At 62.6% G+C, this 18,260-nt stretch carries 16 protein-coding genes, 1 tRNA gene and 1 pseudogene; 7 read left to right on the top strand and 11 right to left on the bottom strand.

Annotation, left to right across the window (positions count from 1 at the left end):
- The first annotated feature begins 29 nt into the window (after positions 1-29).
- The 4 genes from ACIU1A_RS11610 to dprA are packed head-to-tail and all read left to right on the top strand — an operon-like array spanning position 30 to position 4,057.
- Complete coding sequence (locus ACIU1A_RS11610) at positions 30-995, top strand: aspartate carbamoyltransferase catalytic subunit (RefSeq protein WP_140515333.1); 966 nt, start codon at positions 30-32, stop codon at positions 993-995.
- Entirely contained in the window at positions 992-2,278 is a 1,287-nt protein-coding gene (locus ACIU1A_RS11615) for a dihydroorotase (RefSeq protein WP_404927335.1), read from the top strand. The genes ACIU1A_RS11610 and ACIU1A_RS11615 overlap by 4 nt, the downstream gene beginning before the upstream one ends.
- 58 nt (positions 2,279-2,336) lie before the next feature.
- Positions 2,337-2,924 carry a glycerol-3-phosphate 1-O-acyltransferase PlsY gene (gene plsY / locus ACIU1A_RS11620; protein WP_404927336.1) on the top strand — a complete coding sequence of 196 codons (588 nt, stop codon included), beginning with the start codon at positions 2,337-2,339 and terminating at the stop codon, positions 2,922-2,924.
- A complete protein-coding gene (gene dprA / locus ACIU1A_RS11625) occupies positions 2,921-4,057 on the top strand; it encodes a DNA-processing protein DprA (protein ID WP_140525337.1) in 1,137 nt (378 codons plus the stop codon). Before plsY ends, dprA begins: the two co-directional genes overlap by 4 nt.
- A 9-nt stretch (positions 4,058-4,066) precedes the next feature.
- Here dprA and ACIU1A_RS11630 read toward each other — a convergent pair whose 3' ends face one another.
- From ACIU1A_RS11630 to ACIU1A_RS11650, 5 genes are all read right to left on the bottom strand, one after another.
- A complete protein-coding gene (locus tag ACIU1A_RS11630; RefSeq protein WP_140498769.1) occupies positions 4,067-4,279 on the bottom strand; it encodes a hypothetical protein in 213 nt (70 codons plus the stop codon).
- A gap of 52 nt (positions 4,280-4,331) precedes the next feature.
- Positions 4,332-5,135, bottom strand: coding sequence for a trehalose-phosphatase (otsB, locus tag ACIU1A_RS11635; protein WP_404927337.1), 804 nt, complete (start codon positions 5,133-5,135; stop codon positions 4,332-4,334).
- Positions 5,135-6,904: a trehalose-6-phosphate synthase gene (locus ACIU1A_RS11640; protein ID WP_404927338.1), complete on the bottom strand. Its 1,770-nt coding sequence runs from the start codon at positions 6,902-6,904 to the stop codon at positions 5,135-5,137. The genes otsB and ACIU1A_RS11640 overlap by 1 nt, the downstream gene beginning before the upstream one ends.
- An 82-nt stretch (positions 6,905-6,986) precedes the next feature.
- Entirely contained in the window at positions 6,987-9,149 is a 2,163-nt protein-coding gene (locus ACIU1A_RS11645) for a glycogen debranching N-terminal domain-containing protein (RefSeq protein WP_404927903.1), read from the bottom strand.
- A 45-nt stretch (positions 9,150-9,194) separates the two neighbouring features.
- Positions 9,195-10,253, bottom strand: coding sequence for a glycosyltransferase family 4 protein (locus ACIU1A_RS11650; RefSeq protein ID WP_140879641.1), 1,059 nt, complete (start codon positions 10,251-10,253; stop codon positions 9,195-9,197).
- Positions 10,254-10,420: 167 nt separating this feature from the next.
- On the opposite strand from ACIU1A_RS11650, the gene ACIU1A_RS11655 reads away from it, so the two are divergent.
- Complete coding sequence (locus tag ACIU1A_RS11655; protein ID WP_404927339.1) at positions 10,421-10,903, top strand: hypothetical protein; 483 nt, start codon at positions 10,421-10,423, stop codon at positions 10,901-10,903.
- A 73-nt stretch (positions 10,904-10,976) separates the two neighbouring features.
- Complete coding sequence (locus tag ACIU1A_RS11660) at positions 10,977-12,167, top strand: DDE-type integrase/transposase/recombinase (RefSeq protein WP_404927340.1); 1,191 nt, start codon at positions 10,977-10,979, stop codon at positions 12,165-12,167.
- A gap of 44 nt (positions 12,168-12,211) precedes the next feature.
- On the opposite strand, the gene ACIU1A_RS11665 is transcribed toward ACIU1A_RS11660, so the two are convergent.
- Positions 12,212-12,287, bottom strand: a tRNA-Lys gene (locus tag ACIU1A_RS11665).
- Positions 12,288-12,587: 300 nt separating this feature from the next.
- Between ACIU1A_RS11665 and ACIU1A_RS11670 the strand changes: the two genes are divergently transcribed.
- Positions 12,588-13,058 carry a BA14K family protein gene (locus ACIU1A_RS11670; protein WP_404927341.1) on the top strand — a complete coding sequence of 157 codons (471 nt, stop codon included), beginning with the start codon at positions 12,588-12,590 and terminating at the stop codon, positions 13,056-13,058.
- A gap of 99 nt (positions 13,059-13,157) precedes the next feature.
- On the opposite strand, the gene ACIU1A_RS11675 is transcribed toward ACIU1A_RS11670, so the two are convergent.
- The 5 genes and pseudogenes from ACIU1A_RS11675 to ACIU1A_RS11695 all read right to left on the bottom strand — a co-directional run bounded on the left by ACIU1A_RS11675 (position 13,158) and on the right by ACIU1A_RS11695 (position 18,259).
- Entirely contained in the window at positions 13,158-13,628 is a 471-nt protein-coding gene (locus ACIU1A_RS11675; RefSeq protein WP_404927342.1) for a DUF6882 domain-containing protein, read from the bottom strand.
- 27 nt (positions 13,629-13,655) lie between these two features.
- Positions 13,656-15,148: pseudogene (gene glpK / locus ACIU1A_RS11680) on the bottom strand (glycerol kinase GlpK).
- A 93-nt stretch (positions 15,149-15,241) separates the two neighbouring features.
- Positions 15,242-16,966, bottom strand: a complete 1,725-nt coding sequence (locus tag ACIU1A_RS11685; RefSeq protein WP_140498786.1) for an ABC transporter substrate-binding protein — start codon at positions 16,964-16,966, stop codon at positions 15,242-15,244.
- A gap of 82 nt (positions 16,967-17,048) precedes the next feature.
- Positions 17,049-17,336: a DUF2160 domain-containing protein gene (locus ACIU1A_RS11690; RefSeq protein WP_140498788.1), complete on the bottom strand. Its 288-nt coding sequence runs from the start codon at positions 17,334-17,336 to the stop codon at positions 17,049-17,051.
- Between the two features lie 2 nt (positions 17,337-17,338).
- On the bottom strand, positions 17,339-18,259 hold the full coding sequence (locus ACIU1A_RS11695; RefSeq protein WP_404927343.1) for a carbohydrate ABC transporter permease: 921 nt from the start codon (positions 18,257-18,259) through the stop codon (positions 17,339-17,341).
- Position 18,260 lies beyond the last annotated feature (1 nt).

An 18,260-nucleotide genomic window follows, 5' to 3' on the forward strand; every position in this document is an offset into this window, starting at 1 on the left:
GAACGTCCACCCTATAGCAGCCCCTTGAGATGACCGACGCTTCGTCCCTGCCACTCTATCCCCACCGCCATCTTCTGGGCATCCGCGATCTTTCCCCCGCCGACATCGAGCTTCTGCTCGACAGGGCGGACCGGGCTGTCGCGATCTCGCGGCAATCCGAGAAGAAAACCTCGACACTGCGCGGCCGCACCCAGATCAACCTGTTCTACGAGGCTTCCACGCGGACGCAGTCGTCGTTCGAGCTAGCCGGAAAGCGTCTCGGCGCCGACGTCATGAACATGTCGGTGGCGAGTTCCTCGGTGAAGAAGGGCGAGACGCTCATCGACACGGCCATGACGCTGAACGCCATGCGGCCCGACATATTGATCATCCGCCACCAGTCGGCGGGTGCGGCCGCCCTTCTGGCGCAGAAGGTCGGCTGCTCCGTGGTCAATGCGGGGGACGGCGCGCACGAGCATCCCACACAGGCGCTGCTCGACGCGCTGACCATCCGCCGGGCCAAGGGTCCGCTGTCGAAACTGATCGTGGCGATCTGCGGCGACATCCTGCATTCGCGTGTCGCCCGCTCCAATATCATGCTGCTCAACGCGCTCGGCGCGCAGGTCCGCGTCGTCGCGCCCTCGACATTGCTTCCCTCGGGAATCGACAGGATGGGCGTGATCGTCACCGGCTCAATGGCCGAGGGCCTGAAAGATGCCGACGTGGTGATGATGCTGCGCCTGCAGCGCGAGCGGATGGAAGGGGCCTTCGTGCCTTCGGTGCGCGAATATTTCCGCTATTTCGGCCTCGACGCCGAGAAGCTGAAGGCCGCGAAAGACGATGCGCTGGTGATGCATCCGGGCCCGATGAACCGTGGCGTCGAGATCGCTTCGGAAATCGCCGACGGCCCGCAGAGCGTCATCCAGGAACAGGTCGAGATGGGTGTCGCCGTGCGCATGGCGGTGATGGAAGCGCTGCTCGATCCGCGCCGCAACCACGAGGGCCGTGGCGCATGACCATCACGGTGTTCGAGCGCGCCCGCATCATCGACCCCTCGCGCGGCGTAGACGAGACCGGGACGGTCATCGTCGACGGGAAGAAGATAGCCGCCGCCGGCAAGGCTGCGCTGAACCAGGGGGCGCCCGAGGGCGCCACCATCGTCGACTGCGCCGGCAAGGCGGTGATTCCCGGCCTGATCGACGGCCGCGTCTTCATCGGCGAACCGGGCGGCGAACATCGCGAAACGATCGCGTCGGCAAGTGTCGCCGCGGCTGCCGGCGGCGTCACCTCGATCGTCATGATGCCTGATACCGATCCGGTCATCGACAATGTGGCCCTGGTCGAATTCGTGCTGCGCACCGCCAAGGACACGGCCATCGTGAATATTTTCCCGGCCGCCGCCATCACCAAGGGCCTCGACGGCCGCGAGATGACCGAATTCGGCCTGCTGCGCGAGGCCGGCGCCGCCGCCTTCACCGACGGCCGCCACACCATATCAAGCGCGCTGGTGATGCGCCGCGCCCTGACTTATGCCCGCGATTTCGGCGCAACCATCGTGCACGAAACCCAGGATGCCGATCTCGCATCGTCGGGTGTGATGAACGAGGGACTTTACGCAAGCTGGCTGGGGCTTTCCGGCATTCCGCGTGAAGCCGAAACCATCCCGCTGGAGCGCGACCTTGCCCTGGCGCGCCTGACGCGAGGCTCCTACCACGCGGCAAAGATATCGACGGCGATGGCGGCGGCATCGGTGGGGCGCGCGAAGGCCGACGGCGCGACCGTCACATCGGGCGTATCGATCCACAATCTGTCACTCAACGAAAACGATGTCGGGGAATACCGGACCTTCTTCCGCCTGACGCCGCCGCTGCGTGCCGAGGAAGACCGCCTGGCCATGATCGAAGCGATCAGAGACGGCACGATCGACATCATCGTCTCCTCGCACGATCCGCAGGACGTCGATACCAAGCGCCTGCCCTTCGCCGACGCGGCAGCCGGCGCCATCGGGCTGGAAACGTTGCTGGGCGCCGCCTTGCGGCTCTACCACAATGGCGACGTGTCGCTGCCGCGGCTGATCCAGACCTTGTCCACGGCGCCGGCACGGCTGTTCGGCCTGCCTGGCGGCACGCTCAAGCCCGGCGCTCTCGCGGACCTTGCGCTTGTCGATCTGGACGAACCCTGGATCGTCAGCGAAAGCGGCATCCGCTCGCGCTCGAAGAACACCTGTTTCGAAGGCGCGCGCCTGCAAGGCAAGGTCTTGCAAACGCTGGTGGCGGGCCGCACAGTGTTCTCGGTCTGAGCGGGCGGCGGCGCATCGCGCCGGATTCAGCCCGTCAGGGGGAAATGCGGGGGGAACAATGACTTACAACCTGATCCCGGCGCTGGTGCTCGGCTATTTCTTGGGCTCGATTCCGTTCGGGCTTCTGCTGACCCGTGCGGCAGGGCTTGGCGACGTGCGCCAGATCGGCTCCGGCAACATCGGCGCGACAAATGTGCTACGCACCGGCAACAAGGGCCTTGCCGCGGCCACGCTGCTGCTCGACGCGCTGAAGGGCACGGCCGCGGTGCTGATCGCGGGCCATTTCGCGCCCGAACTCGGCGCTTGGGCCGGCCTTGGCGCCTTCCTCGGCCATCTCTTCCCGATCTGGCTCGGATTCAAGGGAGGCAAGGGCGTGGCCACCTATCTCGGCGTGCTGATCGGCCTTGCCTGGCAGGTGGCGCTGATCTTCGCCATCGTCTGGCTGGCCATGGCATTCCTGTTCCGCTACTCCTCGCTTGCAGCGCTGGCGGCCGCGGTCGCCGTGCCGATCGCCCTTTATTTCCTGAGCACACCGCAGATTGCCGCATTGTTCGTCGTGATGAGCCTGATCGTCTTCATCAAGCACCGGGCCAACATTTCACGCCTGCTTGCCGGCACCGAGGGCAAAATAGGGGCGAAGGAGTGAGCAAGCCGCTCGCCGGACCGCGCCTCAGCGACCGGCAGCGGTTGAGCTGGCTGCGGCTGATCCGCACCCAGAATGTAGGTCCTGCCTCCTTTCGCGACCTGATCAACCGCTTCGGTTCGGCCGAAGTCGCGCTGGAAATGCTGCCGGAACTGATGATTTCGGGCGGCGCCAGCAGGATCGCCCGCATTCCCTCGATCGCCGAGGCCGAAGCGGAACTGGAGGCCGCAAGGCTGGCAGGCGCCCGCTTTGTCGGTATCGGCGAGCCGGACTATCCCGCCCTGTTGAAAAACATGGACCATCCGCCGCCGCTGCTGGCGGTGAAAGGCGAAGGCGCGGTGTTTCGGCTGCCCGCGGTGGCTATCGTCGGCGCCCGCAACGCCTCGCTCGCCGGCATCAAGATGGCGCGCATGCTGGCGACCGACCTTGGCCGCGACGGTTACGCCATCATCTCCGGCCTCGCGCGCGGCATCGACACTTCAGCACATCAGGGCAGCCTCTCGACCGGCACGATCGGCGTGCTGGCCGGAGGCCTCGATCTGCCCTACCCGCCTGAGAATGCCGGCCTGTGCGACGAGATCGTCGAGCGCGGCGGCGCCATCATTTCGGAGATGCCGTTCGGCTGGCAGCCGCGTGCCCAGGATTTTCCGCGCCGCAACCGCCTCGTCGCGGGCGCGGCAGTCGGTCTGGTGGTGGTCGAGGCAGCGCAGCGTTCCGGATCCCTGATCAGCGCCAGGCTCGCAGGCGAAATGGGCCGGCTGGTCTTCGCCGTACCCGGCTCGCCGCTTGATCCACGCGCCGCCGGCACCAATGGCCTGCTCAAGGACGGTGCCACCTTGGTCACCGAAGCCGCCGACATTCACAGGGCAATCGCGCCGCTGACCGGTTTGCGGGCCCCCGAACTGCCGCCCTTTGAAGATCCCCCCGATTTCTCGGCCACGCCGCCACCCGGCGAAAACGACCGCGCCAGGGTGACCGAAGCGCTCGGCCCGACGCCGGTGGCGATCGACGAGATCATCCGCCACACCGGCCTGCATCCGGCACAGGTGTTCATGGTGCTCCTGGAGCTCGACCTCGCCGGCCGGCTCGAACGGCATGCCGGCGGCAATGTCTCGCTGGTCTTCGCGGAAGGCTGACAGCCTCCGTCAGTGGTGATCGCGCTTCTTTTGTTCGGTCTCGGTGTAGTCGGGCGTGTTTGCGCCGAACAGGTCCCTCTCGACGGCCTTTCGCCAGACGGCATCTGCGTCTTCAGGACGCGATGGATCGAAAGTTGTCTCGGTGTCCTGCATGCGCCGGCGCGAACGCCGCCGGAGCCACGCGGGCATGATCTCGTGGATGAGGCTGGTGAATTGGATCATTGATCAACTCCTGAAACCCGTTCTTCAAAGGCGCAAAATGCGTTTTGCGGCCTCAACTCTGCCGGACAGTGGGCTGGACCGCCTCCTCAAACCGGCCAGTGCCCGATTGGTCGTGACATAGGGATTCAAGCCAGGCCAGGGTCTCGCCGACATCGGCCAGCGCGTGGCGCGCCACGGTTTTCCCTTGCGGTTTGATGCGGACCGAAATGCCATCCATTTCATTGACGGCTTCGAAGCCGTTCTCATCCGACGTGTCGTCTCCGAGGAATACGGGAATCCGCCCCCGGAAAGCCGGCAACTCGCAGAAACGCCTGATTGCCGCTCCCTTGGCCGCCTTGAGCGGCATCAGTTCCACCCCGGCATTGCCGGCAAGAACCCGATATCCCCGCGGAAGCCGCTCCAGTGCCTGTTCGACCAGTTGCGTCGCCCGTTGCAGCAACTGCGGCGCCGCACGCGTATGAATGGCCAGGATCGGGCCCTTGCGCTCGATATAGACATCCACATTGTCCAGTTCCGCCTCGATTTCCTCGGCAAGCGCGGCAATGTCGGCGGGCTCGTCGGCCGCCTCGACGGGCCCGTCACGGACAAGCCGGTGCTCCAGGCCGTATAGACCCGCAGCCGGCAGGCGCAACGGCTGGAAGAGCCGGTCGACGGCGGAAACGGATCTTCCTGTAATGAAAGCCAGAGCGCCAGCCAGACGCCCGTCCAGCCTTGTCAGCATGCTTCGCAACGCATCACCGACGACCACCGCGTCGGGATGCGCGGCATGTTCCAGAAGCGTACCGTCAATGTCCAGGAAGAGTGCCCATCGGCCTTGCGGGACGGTCGGCACGGACAGACTTGCCGATCCCGACATCACAGCGCCGCGACCCGTTTGCGATCAAGCAGCGATATCACATTGGCCGCGGCAACGGAGCCCGGCCCGGCGGGGTCGATCGCGATTCGCTTGCGCAAGCGGGCGGCGTCGAGAAGCATGCTGCCCGCCCAGCGATAGACATTGTTGTCGCGGACGATCTCGCGCATGCGCTGCATGCGCTGGCGCTGCTCGGCGGGCACCATGGTCAATGCCTGCAGCAACGCCTCGGCCATCATCGTCGCGTCGTAAGGATTGACGATCAGCGCCTCGAGAAGCTCCTTTGAAGCGCCGGCAAACATGCTGAGCATCAGCACGCCTTGCTCGTCGTCGCGCGCGGCGACAAATTCCTTGGCGACCAGGTTCATTCCGTCGTGCAGGCTGGTCACCATGCAGACATCGGCGGCCCGGTAGATTTCGTAGACCTGCTCCTGGGAATGGTGTTCAGCCACCATCAAGACAGGCGTGTAGCCGTCCTGGCCATAACGCTCGTTGAGCTCCGCCGCGCAACGCAGGCATTCCTCGTGCAGTTGCTGGTAGGCCGGCAAGGTTCCACGGCTTGGCGCCGCGATCTGCAGGAAGGCCACCTTGCCGATCCACTCCGGGTGTTGCTTGAACAGTTCGTCCAATGCGTGAAACCGGTCGAGAATGCCTTTCGTATAATCGAGGCGCTCGACGCCGACACAGAGGCTGACATTGTCCGCCAGCCCGAATTTTTCGCGAATTCGCGCGCGGCACTGCGCGATGGCGGGCAATTTCCCGAGTTGAGCCGGCGGCCACTCTATCGAGATCGGATAGGCGTGGACCAGGCTGGTCTGGCCGCCGTAGGAGATGGCCGAATCCTCGCGCTCGATCCTGCTTTCCAGGAAGCGGTCGACGCTCTCGATGAAGTTGTTGCAGTGGAACTGCGTATGAAAGCCGATGATCGAGCTCCCCAGCAGGCCGTCCAGGATCTTTTCCCGCCAGGGGCAGATGCTGAAGACTTCCGAATTCGGCCACGGAATGTGCCAGAATGTGATCACGATCGCATCGGGCAGGCGTTCCCGGATCATTCGCGGCAGCAGAGCGAAATGATAATCCTGGACGAGGACGATCGGGCGTTCGTTCCGGGCTTCGGCAACGACGGTATCGGCGAATTTGCGATTGACGGCTTCGTATGTTTCCCAGTCGGACGTGCGGAAGACGGGCCGTGTAAAGGCTATGTGGCACAGCGGCCAGAGACCCTCATTGGCAAAACCCAGATAATAGCCTTGCTGTTCCTCTTCGGTCAGCCAGACACGGCGCAACGTGTAGGACGGGTTCTCAGGTGGGACCTCGATGCGGTCGTTCTGGTCGACGACGAGATGATCCGCCGAGCCGCCGCCATAGGCTATCCAGGTTCCCGCGCAGGCACGGGTGATCGGCTCCAGCGCCGAGACAAGTCCACTGGCCGGCACAACCAGGTCGACATTGTCATCCCTGAGATTGTGAATGTAGGGCTCGCGGTTGGAGACAACGATCACTTGCGCAGCCGGCAGTTCCTTCGCCAGGATTTCGCGCAGCGTCGAGGGCGACCAGTTGACGAGCGCCGCGTCGGCGGAATGGCCATTCTTTTCGAACTCCCGCAATACGACGCGAGCCGGTGGAGGCTCCGCATTCGCCGGCTCCGGCGGGGTCCGGCGGGATCGCAGCGCGGAAATCACCAAGGCAACAAGGGAAACGCAGAGGCTGGCAAGAATGACGAACCATAGAGCGGAGGCAGAGTGGAGGAAGTCAAAATTGTTGTCTGGCATCGATGTGAATTGCTCCGGCCTAGGTCGCGCCTCTCCGCGGGGGAGATGGTGCAACGCACGTCGCCGGTGATGGTTCCGGTTTTTAGCTGCGCACGATCAAAGGCGCCAACCCTTCATGGCGGTCGGCCAGAAAGGCGCCCACACGATCCCCTACCCGCTGGAACGTCAGGTCGACTGCCGTGCCCGCCACCGCGAGATGGCGGATCACCAGGCTATCGATGCCGATTGGCAGGCGTGGCCTTGTGACGTGGATTTCGCCGGCCCAGCCGTCGATATGGAGGCCCAGACAGGCCTGCATCAGCATGAAGGCGGAACCTGCCGACCAGGCCTGCGGCAGGCAAGCGACTGGATACGCGATCGGCGCCTCGCCCGGTGCGCGGGTGAAGCCGCAGAAGAGTTCGGGCAGGCGCATGTTGAAATGAACGGCGGATCTGAACGTCCCGCTCATCAGCCGCACCACATTGTCGCGAATGCCGTATCGCGCAAGGCCTGCCGCGCATATCGCCGTGTCGTGCGGCCAGATGGAGCCATTGTGATACGACATTGGATTGAAGAATATCGCGTCGTCGGCGAGCGTCCTCAATCCCCAGCCGGAGTGGAAAGAAGCCGACAGCAACTGATCGGCGACGGTTCGCGCCCGATCAGGATTCGGAAGTCCGACATAGAGCAGATGTCCGGCATTGGATGTGCGCACCTCGCATGGCCGGCCGTCGCCATCGAGCGCCAGCGCGTAATAACCCAGCTCTTCGATCCAGAAATGGCTTTCAACCCGCTGGCGGATCTCTTCGGCCCGCCTTTCCCAGGCTTCCGCCTTTTCTGTCTCGCCTCGCCGGCGAGCCAGTTTCGCCAGCCCCTGGAACGCCGCGAAGACGTAGCCCTGCACCTCGACCAGCGCGATGGGGCCCTTCGGGATACGACCGTCCGCATGAAAGACCGAATCAAAGCTGTCCTTCCATCCCTGGTTGGCGAGGCCTGACTCCGCCGCACGCCGGTAGGTGACGAATCCGGTCGAAGCGCTTGCCGCCTCGATCCATTCGGCGGCTGCACATAGCGACTGCCATAGGCCGTCGATAAAGACCATGTCGCCGGTGCGGTCCGCGTAAGCGCAGGCGAGATGAACGTAGAGCGGGGTGGTATCGACACCGCCATAGTAGCGGCCGAACGGCAACTCGCTCAGCGCCGTCATTTCACCCTTGCGCGTTTCATGCATGATCTTGCCGGGCTGAGAGTCGCTGAAGGGCGAGGTTTCGGTCGCCTGATGTTGCGCAAGAAAGGCAAGCACGCCGCGCGCCAGGCCGGGATTGAGCCAGAGCATCTGCAACGCCGAGATCACGCCGTCTCTGCCGAAGGCCGTCGAGAACCAAGGAATGCCGGCATAGGGATAAGGGCCGGTCGCGAGTTCGGTGGTGAGCAGCGCCACGTCGGCCCGGGCGCGCTCCATCCAGTCGTTGAACACCCTGCCCGAACTGTGCAGCGTCGCGCCATGGCGGCGCTTGGCGCGCATGCCGAAACGCGCGCGCGCCGCTGCGGCGCGAAACCGGTCGCGGTCGGGAACATCGGCCATCTCGCTGCCGACCTCGACATACAGTGTCTTGCGGCTGCGTTTGGTGACTGCAATGAAGAAATCCGCCCGGTCGGAGGTCAATTCGTCGGGTTTCTGCGAAAACGATATCGTCGACGTACGCACCACCTTGTCCAGGCCTTCATAGCGAAGCAGAACCGAGTTCTGGTCCATCTCGGCCGTATGGGCGGTGCCTCGTTTGGCGCGCGTCGAGCCACGAACTTCGAACATGTCGCGGAAATCGGCGGCGAAGCGCAGCGAAAGCAGGACGGTCGAATGTTCCTGGCTGTAGTTGGAAAGGGTCAGGCGCTCATACAGGCGGTCCTCCCACAGCAGCCTGACACGCTCGATGTGGATCGCTCCTTGCGGGATGGGACGGCCGCCGGCACTCTCTATAGGCAGATTGGTCAGGTTGGAGGTGAACAGGACATTGTCCTGGCTCAGCGATGCGCCCAGCAACGACGTCGAACGACCGCCCACCGCGAGGCGGAATTCGGAAAGCACGCGCGTGTCGTCGCGGAAGAAGCCGTCGCCCACACCGCGTATGTCGCCATAGGAATCGGCGACGGCGAAGCAGTCGCCATGCTTGAGTGCGAAGAGCCGGTGCGGTTCCCTCGGCGCGGTTTCGTCCAAGGAGGCCAGGGCTATTGCGGGATCAAGCTTGCGCTCGTCAAGTTGGGTGATGGTCAAGAAGACTGTCCCGTGCTTGTTTCTGAACGGGGCACTGTACTAGGAAGCCCTGATTTGTTGAGTGTCGATCGCCTGTGAATAGGTGGCGACATAGTCGCGCGCCATGCGGTCGGCCGAGAACCGTCCTTCGAAAACGGCCCTTATCCGGCGCCTGTCGAGCTGAAGCAGGGCCGGCATGGTGGCGACGGCGTCCTCGATGGTTTCGACGACGAAGCCGGTCACACCGTGATCGATGATCTCGGGCATGGCGCCGCAGCTCCAAGCCATGACAGGGGTTCCGCAAGCCATGGCCTCGATTACCGCCAGACCAAAAGGCTCGGGCCAGTCGATGGGAAACAGCAAGGCAGCGGCGTTGCCGAGAAACCTGCTCTTCTGGTCCTCGCTGATCTCGCCGACATATTCGACGCGATCGCCATCGATCAGCGGCTGGACGACCTCCTCGAAATAGGCCCGGTCACCGTCGCCCACCTTGGCCGCGAGCTTGAGCCTCAGGCCCGTGCGCCTGGCAATCTCGATCGCCCGGTCCGGCCGCTTGTCGCGCGACATCCTGCCGAGGAACGCCAGATATGTACCGTCGGAGCCGGCTTCAAAATCCGGCCCATAGAGATCGAGCGGCAGCCCATGATGGATGGTCGCCAACCAGTTGGCGGACGCGAGCCTCGTCCTCTGGCTGCGTGAAATGGAAATCATCGGAAAACGCGGGAACCGCTCATAGGCCTGTGCCAGATCCACATAGTCCAACCTGCCATGCGGCGTCGTCACCGTGCGCTCCGGCATATGGCGGAAAAACGGGAAATGCAGGAAGTGGCTGAGATGGAAGTGAAGAATGTCGAAATCGTCGGCCTGTCTCCTGACTTCCTCGAGCATCGACAGATGCGCCGCGATCTCCGACTTCAACGGCCGGGGATCGAGGCGCAGCGCCCGTTCCCGGCACGCGACCAGCCGGGCGGAGGTCCTGGTATCGCCGCTGGCAAACAACGTCACATCATGGCCGAGCCCGACCAGAGCTTCGGTGAGATAGGAGATGATGCGTTCGGTGCCTCCATAGAGCCTTGGCGGCACGGATTCATACAGCGGCGCGATATGGGCGATCTTCATTGGCCTGCGTTCCCTCAATAAGCTGGTCACAGGCAAAAATGCATCAGCGGCGCGATCGTTCCTCCGCCATCGGCAGATGCGTCATTTCTCATGTTTGATGTTCTCCCGGGCGGCCCTATTTCTGTAGGTGCTGCTCCTGCGCGCCACGACGACCCGAGGAGGTTCCGATGCAGCAATCGAAGGACATTGCAGCCCGCCGGCTTGACATGATCATCGAACAATATGTCGAAGCTAGAAAACAGCGCTTCGGCTATGTTTCGACGGATCAGGCCGCCAGGGTGATTCACAGAATCCTGAAACCCACGCCTTCCGACCCCAGCTTTTCGGACCACGAACTCGACGACATGGTCGCAGCCCTCGCCGTCAAGAACGGGTTGGCCGTCGTCTTTGACCGCGGCATCAGAGGATCGGTCGGCGGCACCGAGGCGGAGCTGGACAGAAAGGATCCGACCATGAGAGCACCAGCGGAAGGCCCCGACGTTGCCGGCGCGGTGGACGCGATCCTGGTTCAGCAAAAAACCGCCCCGCTTTCGATGAGCGCGATGATCTCCCTGCTGCGCCAACGCACCGGCACCACCCGATCGGACGCGGATCTGGAAGGACTGATCGCCAAAAAAGCCGCTGTCCTGAACGTGCATTTGTCACGGTGAGCGACCCGAGACATAGGTGACGTTTTGTACCGGACACATGGGTAACACTTTTGGCTTTTGGCCGGAGGTGTTGATGCCGTGGAGAGAGTGTTCGGTGATGGAGGAACGTCTACGCTTCGTGGCCCGTCTTCTGGACGGGGAAGGCATGAGCGATGTGTGCCGGGAGTTCGGCATCTCGCGCAAGACGGGCTACAAGATCTTCAATCGCTACAAGGATGAGGGCCTTGAGGCACTGACGGACCGCTCTCGGCGGCCGGTGCGCTATGCCAACCAACTGCCGGTCCAGATCGAGCGGATGATTGTGGAAAACAAGCAAGAGAAGCCGCACTGGGGCGCCAGGAAGATCAGGGAGTTGCTGATCAGGAAACTGGCCGGCGACGTGCGCATTCCGGCCAAGAGCACAGTTCATGCCGTGCTCGACCGCCACGGCCTTGTGAGCCAGGCCCGCAAGAGGAACCGGGCGAACAAGGCCGCGGGCACGCAACTGTCACAGGCGATGCGGCCCAACGATCTCTGGTGCGCCGATTTCAAGGGCGAGTTCAAGCTCGGCAACGGCCGCTACTGTTACCCCCTGACCGTCACCGACCAGGCTTCACGCTATCTGCTGGCCTGCGAAGCCCTTGAAGCGACAAAGGAGGTTCCAGTCATCGAGGCTTTCGTTCGGCTCTTCAAGGAACGCGGCCTGCCGGAAGCGATTAGAAGCGACAATGGCCTTCCCTTCGCAAGCCTCAACGGCCTCTACAATCTATCGAGGCTGTCGGTGTTCTGGCTGAGGCTCGGCATCGCCATCGAGCGCATCCGGCCTGGCAACCCGCACGAGAACGCTCGCCATGAGCGCATGCACCGCACGCTCAAGGCCGAAACGACCCGGCCGCCGGGCATGAACACCCTCCAGCAGCAGGCCAGGTTCGATGCTTTCATGAGCGAATTCAATGACGAGAGGCCCCACGAGGCCATCGGCATGAAGGTGCCAGCCGAGCTCTACAGAGGCTCTTCAAGAGCCTATCAAGGCCTCCCCGGGCTGGAATATCCCTTCCATGACAAGGACATTCTCGTCACCGCCTGCGGCCGCATCTGCATGCACAGGAAGAAGATAAACATCTCCACCGTGCTCGCCGGCCAAAGGCTCGGCATCAGCGAAGTCGACGACGGCATTTGGCTCGTCTCCTTCATGCACTATGATCTGGGATATATCGACTTGGAACAGAGGACCTTGCAGACCATCGACAACCCGTTCGGCACGAGGTTGTCACCCATGTCTTAGGTACATTCTGTTACCTATGTCTCCGGGCCGTACACGGGACTGAGTGGTGAGCGCGATGGGATTCGAACCCATGACCTACTGATTAAAAGTCAGTTGCTCTACCGGCTGAGCTACGCGCTCCCGTGGGCTGGAAACGGCGCCCTCGAAATTGCGCGGAACATAGGGAGAGTGCCTCGACCGGTCAACCGGAAAAAACGGGCCACCAAGCCATGCGTTCCCGCCGTGCCGGCTCTCCCGGCCGGCCGTTTCCGCAAGGACATGCCGAACCTTTGCCAGGCAGGCAAAAGACCCTGTGGCCTCCATCGATCCCAAACCGGAGAAACATTACAAATCAGCAACTTGCCTTTTTTTCCAGGAACAATTCGCGAGCGTGCCCGTTTCCTCCGCCACAAGGGACGTCAACCTCTCAAGGAGAAGATCATGAACAAAGTCCTGTCGGGTTTGCTGGCGACCACACTGTCAGCTTCCTTCGCAGTGGCGGCTGCCATGCCGGTCGAAGCCGCACCGGCCTATGTACCGCAGCCTGCATCGGTCTCGTCCGATATCCAGACCGTGCAGTACAGGCCCTGGGAGCGGCGCCGTAACTTCCGCGGCGAGTTTCGCGGCAACCGCAACTTCTACCGCGACAACCGCGGAGCCTACTGGAACGGCCATCGCGGCTACCGTGAATATCGCCCGGGCTATCGCCGTCACGGCGATTTCTGGTTCCCGCTTGCTGCTTTCGCCACTGGCGCGCTGATAACCGGCGCGATCGCCAACAACCGGAACCGCGTCTATGAAGGCAATTCGCACGTGCAGTGGTGCTATGACCGTTACCGTTCGTACCGCGCATCCGACAACACGTTCCAGCCGTATAACGGCCCGCGCCAGCAGTGCATTTCACCGTACTGATGTGCGCCAGTGTTCGTCAGAGGGATAGAAAGTCAAAGCCCGTGCCGGAAATGGCGCGGGCTTTCTGTGGTGCGAGAGCGGTCAACAGGTAGACTGTGATCAGCTGGCCCAATTGATGGTCTTGACCATATAATAAAGCCCGCCACCTTCACCACGGGGTGATCGGTACGCTCCGACGGCATCGCAAATTCGAACCATGACGGCGGTCAATTCCCAACCCAGCACTTCCAGCTGATTGCCCGCATCTATCACGTAAGCCTGAGCCAGTTCGTCAATGCCGTTCTTCTCGCCGAAGAACCGAACCAGCTTTGCATCTCTAAGAAGACTATCGGGCAGATTTGAATTTGCCCACGCCCAGAGCCAGTTCTGTGCCTTGGCATTCGTGGAACCGGCGATCTGGATTTCGGTGATCACCTCGATCGCCCCGTCCTTGGAAAACAAGAGCTTTCCGTTGCTCAAGTCATAGCGCGACCAGTGGCCGATGCGGAATTCTTCCTCCAAGCGCTTATTCTTGGCCTTCAGTTGTTTGATAGCCTCGGCGCGCCAAGCAGAGTACCAGTTTGGCTTCATTTCCCCCTCGCCCAATCTGACTGTTGATTATGACACGCTCAGCGTCCTGCGAACAGCATCGCGCCACCCCGCCAGCTTGGCCGAGCGCGCCGCAGGCTCCATGTCTGGTCTGAAGCGGCGGTCGAGCGCCCATGTCTTGGCGAACTCCCGCGCCTTAGGCCACACGCCCGCCTTCGAGCCGGCGAGCCAGGCGGCACCAAGCGCGGTCGTCTCAAGAATGGTCGGACGGTCGACCGGGGCGTCGAGAATGTCGGCCAGCCGTTGCATGGTCCAGTCGGACGCCACCATGCCGCCGTCGACCCGAAGCACCGTCTTGGCCGCCGTACCTTTCCAATCCTTGCGCATGGCATCGAGCAGGTCGCGCGTCTGGTAGGCCACGGATTCGAGCGCGGCGCGGGCAACTCCGCCGGCCCCGAATTGCGGGTCAGGCCAAAGATCGCGCCCCGCGCCTCGGCATCCCAGTGGGGCGCGCCGAGCCCGACAAAGGCCGGCACCAGATACACGTCCTGGGTCGGATCGGCCTCGGCCGCCAGCTTGCCGCTCTGTTCGGCCTTGCCGATCACCTTGATGCCGTCGCGCAACCACTGCACGGCGGCGCCGGCGATGAAGATCGATCCTTCCAGCGCATAGGTGGTCTTGCCGTTCAGCCGATAGGCAATCGTGGTCAACAGCCGGTTCTTCGAGCGCACCAGATCGGCGCCGGTGTTGAGCAGCGCGAAACAGCCGGTGCCGTAGGTCGATTTCATCATGCCGGGCTCGAAACAGGCCTGGCCGATGGTCGCGGCATGCTGATCGCCGGCAACGCCGAGGATCCTTATCTCGGCGCCAAAGAGATTTTTCTGCGTGATTCCAAAATCATCGGCGCAGTCCTTCACCTCGGGGAGCATCCTTGCCGGAATGTTCAGGATGGCCAGCAGCTCGTCGTCCCAGGCATTCTTCTCGATGTTGTAGACTAGCGTGCGGGAGGCGTTTGTGGCGTCGGTGGCATGCACCCTGCCGCCGGTCAGGCGCCAGATCAGGAAACTGTCGATGGTGCCGGCCAGCAATTCGCCTTTCTCGGCGCGTCTCCTGGCGCCTTTTACCTTGTCCAGCATCCAGGCTATCTTCGTGCCGGAGAAATACGGATCGAGCAGCAGGCCGGTCTTCCTGGTGAAGGTCTTTTCCAATCCCTGCTTCTTCAGCTTCCGGCATAGCGGCGCGGTGCGCCGGTCCTGCCAGACGATGGCGTTGTGGATCGGCTTGCCGGTCGTCCTGTCCCAGATAACGACGGTCTCGCGCTGGTTGGTGATGCCGAGTGCGGCGACGTCCGATGCCTCCCGCCCGGCATTCTTCAATGCGCCCTTCACGGTCGCCACGACGCTGGCCCAGATATCTTCCGGGTCATGCTCGACCCAGCCGGAAGCAGGATAGTGCTGGGTGAATTCTTGCTGGCTGCTGCCGACGACTTTCATGTCGCCGTCGAACAGAATCGACCGGCTCGATGTCGTGCCTTGGTCGATTGCCAGGACAAAGCCATTCATTCGCACTTCCTCCGTCACGACACAAAGAAGGGAGACGGCAACGTGCCGCCTCCCTGAATTTTACACGGGCGCGAACGCCCGCATAGGTCAGTCCTACTTCTGCCAGCTCTTGACCAGCTCGTCATAGTTGATGGTCTGGGGCTTCTCCTTCTCGTTCTCGATCTTGAGCTGAGGAGCGAGATTGCCGGCCTTGACCGCGTCGGCATTCCAGTAGGCGAGATCATGTTCCTCGGCGAGCTTCGGCCCGATATCGCCCTGGACGCCGGACCTCTCGATGCGGCCCATGACCTTCTCCTGCTCGGCGCAAAGCGAATCCATCGCTTCCTGCGCACTCTTTGCGCCCGACGAGGCATCGCCGATCGCCTGCCACCACAGCTGTGCCAGCTTCGGATAGTCCGGCACGTTGGTGCCGGTCGGCGACCATTGCACGCGGGCCGGCGAGCGATAGAACTCGATCAGGCCGCCGAGCTTCGGCGCGCGCTCCGTAAAGCTCTTGTCGTGAATGGTGGAGTCGCGGATGAAGGTGAGGCCGACATGGCTCTTCTTCACGTCCACCGTCTTCGAGGTGACGAACTGGGCGTAGAGCCAGGCGGCCTTGGCACGGTCGGTCGGGGTCGACTTCATCAGCGTCCACGAACCGACATCCTGGTAGCCGAGCTTCATGCCGTCCTTCCAGTAGACACCGTGCGGCGACGGAGCCATGCGCCATTTCGGCGTGCCGTCGTCGTTCATGACGGGCAGGCCGGGCTTGACCATGTCGGCGGTGAAGGCCGTGTACCAGAAGATCTGCTGGGCAACATTGCCCTGCGCGGGAACCGGACCGGATTCCGAGAAGGTCATGCCCTGCGCTTCCTGCGGTGCGTAGGCCTTCAGCCAATCGAGATATTTCTGGATCGAGTAGACAGCGGCCGGGCCGTTGGTGTCGCCGCCCCGCGCCGTGCAGGAGCCGACCGGCTGCGATTTCTCGTTGACCTTGATGCCCCATTCGTCGACCGGCAGGCCGTTCGGGATACCCTTGTCCCCATTGCCGGCCATCGACAGCCAGGCATCGGTGAAGCGCCAGCCGAGCGACGGGTCCTTCTTCCCATAGTCCATATGGCCGTAGACCTTCTTGCCGTCGACGTCGCGGCCGGTGAAGAACTCGGCAATGTCCTCATAGGCCGACCAGTTGACGGGAACGCCGAGATCGTAGCCGTACTTGGCCTTGAAGTCGGCCTTGTTCTTCTCGTCGTTGAACCAGTCGTAGCGGAACCAGTAGAGGTTGGCGAACTGCTGGTCGGGAAGCTGATAGAGCTTCTTGTCCGGAGCGGTGGTGAAGGAGGTGCCGATGAAATCCTTCACGTCGAGGTTCGGATTGGTGACATCCTTGCCTTCGCCCGCCATCCAGTCGGTCAAATTGCGCACCTGCTGGTAACGCCAGTGGGTGCCGATCAGGTCGGAATCGTTGACCCAGCCGTCATAGAGGTTCTGGCCGGTCTGCATCTGGGTCTGGATCTTTTCAACGACGTCGCCTTCCTGGATGACGTCATGCGTGACCTTGATGCCGGTGATGGCGGTGAAGGCCGGAGCCAGAACCTGCGACTCGTATTGATGCGTCGTCAGCGTTTCCGACACGACCTTGATATCCATGCCGGCGAACGGCTTGGCGGCGTCGACGAACCACTGCATTTCCTTTTCCTGATCGGCGCGCGAAAGCGTCGACAGATCGCCTATCTCCTTGTCAAGAAAGGCTTTTGCCTCGTCCATGCCGGCATAGGCGTTGCCCACGCCGAGCAAGAGGACAAGGGCGGTCGTAGATGTCAATAATTGCCGTCGCATTGTGTTTCCTCCACGTTTGAAAAGACTTCAAGTGCGATCTGGAGAGGCCGCCAACAAGCGGCCGCTCCAACAGTTCCCCCCTCTATACGTAGCGGAAGACGCCGATGGCGTAGACCACGGAGAGAGCGAGAGCCCACCACAGGCTGGGTCCGACAAGACCCAGCCAAGCGAGATGGATGAAGGCGCTGCCAAGCAGCGAAACGAAGAGACGATCGCCGCGCGTCGTCTTGAAACGCAGCACGCCGATGCGCGGATCGCCGCCGGGCGAGGCATATTCCCAGACACCCATGCCGACCAGCAGCAGCGCTATGACGGCGAAGAAGGCGGCCGTCGGCCAGGTCCACGCCATCCAGGAGAAGTCGAGGTTCATGGTCACACCCTCCCCAGGGCGAAGCCCTTGGCGATGTAGTTGCGGACGAACCAGATGACGAGCGCCCCGGGGATCAGCGTCAGCACGCCGGCGGCTGCGAGCAGGCCCCAGTCCATTCCCGACGCCGACACGGTGCGGGTCATGGTAGCGGCGATCGGCTTGGCATCGGTGGTGGTCAGCGTGCGGGCGATGAGCAGTTCCACCCACGAGAACATGAAGCAGAAGAAGCAGGCGACGCCGATGCCGCTGGCGATCAGCGGCATGAATATCTTCACGAAGAAACGCGGAAACGAATAGCCGTCTATGTAGGCCGTTTCGTCGATCTCCTTCGGCACCCCGGACATGAAGCCCTCAAGGATCCACACCGCCAGCGGCACGTTGAACAGGCAGTGCGCCAGCGCCACCGCGATATGCGTATCGATGAGGCCGAATGCCGAATAAAGCTGGAAGAACGGCAGCGCGAATACCGCCGGCGGCGCCATGCGGTTGGTCAACAACCAGAAGAACAGATGCTTGTCACCGAGGAACCGGTAGCGCGAAAAGGCATAGGCCGCCGGCAGCGCCACGGCGACCGAGATCATCATGTTCATCACCACATAGGTGATCGAATTGATGTAGCCCGAATACCACGACGCATCGGTGAAGATGATGGTGTAGTTGCGCAGCGTCGGCGCATGCGGATAGAGCGTCAGCGAATTGACGATCTCCGCATTGGTCTTGAAGCTCATATTGATGAGCCAGTAGATCGGCAGCAGCAGGACGATGATGTAGAGCGTCGGCACGATCCACCACCAGCGCGATTCCTCGCCACGGCGGCGCATGCGCCTGTCCAGCTCGCTCTGCGACAGCGAACTGGCGAGTCTTTCCGAAGCGGCGGTCCCGTTCACCAGGTTGCGCTCGGTACGTTCGTTGGCGCCGGCCATA

The sequence above is a fragment of the Mesorhizobium maamorense genome (assembly GCF_044998965.1).
Taxonomy (GTDB): Bacteria; Pseudomonadota; Alphaproteobacteria; order Rhizobiales; family Rhizobiaceae; genus Mesorhizobium.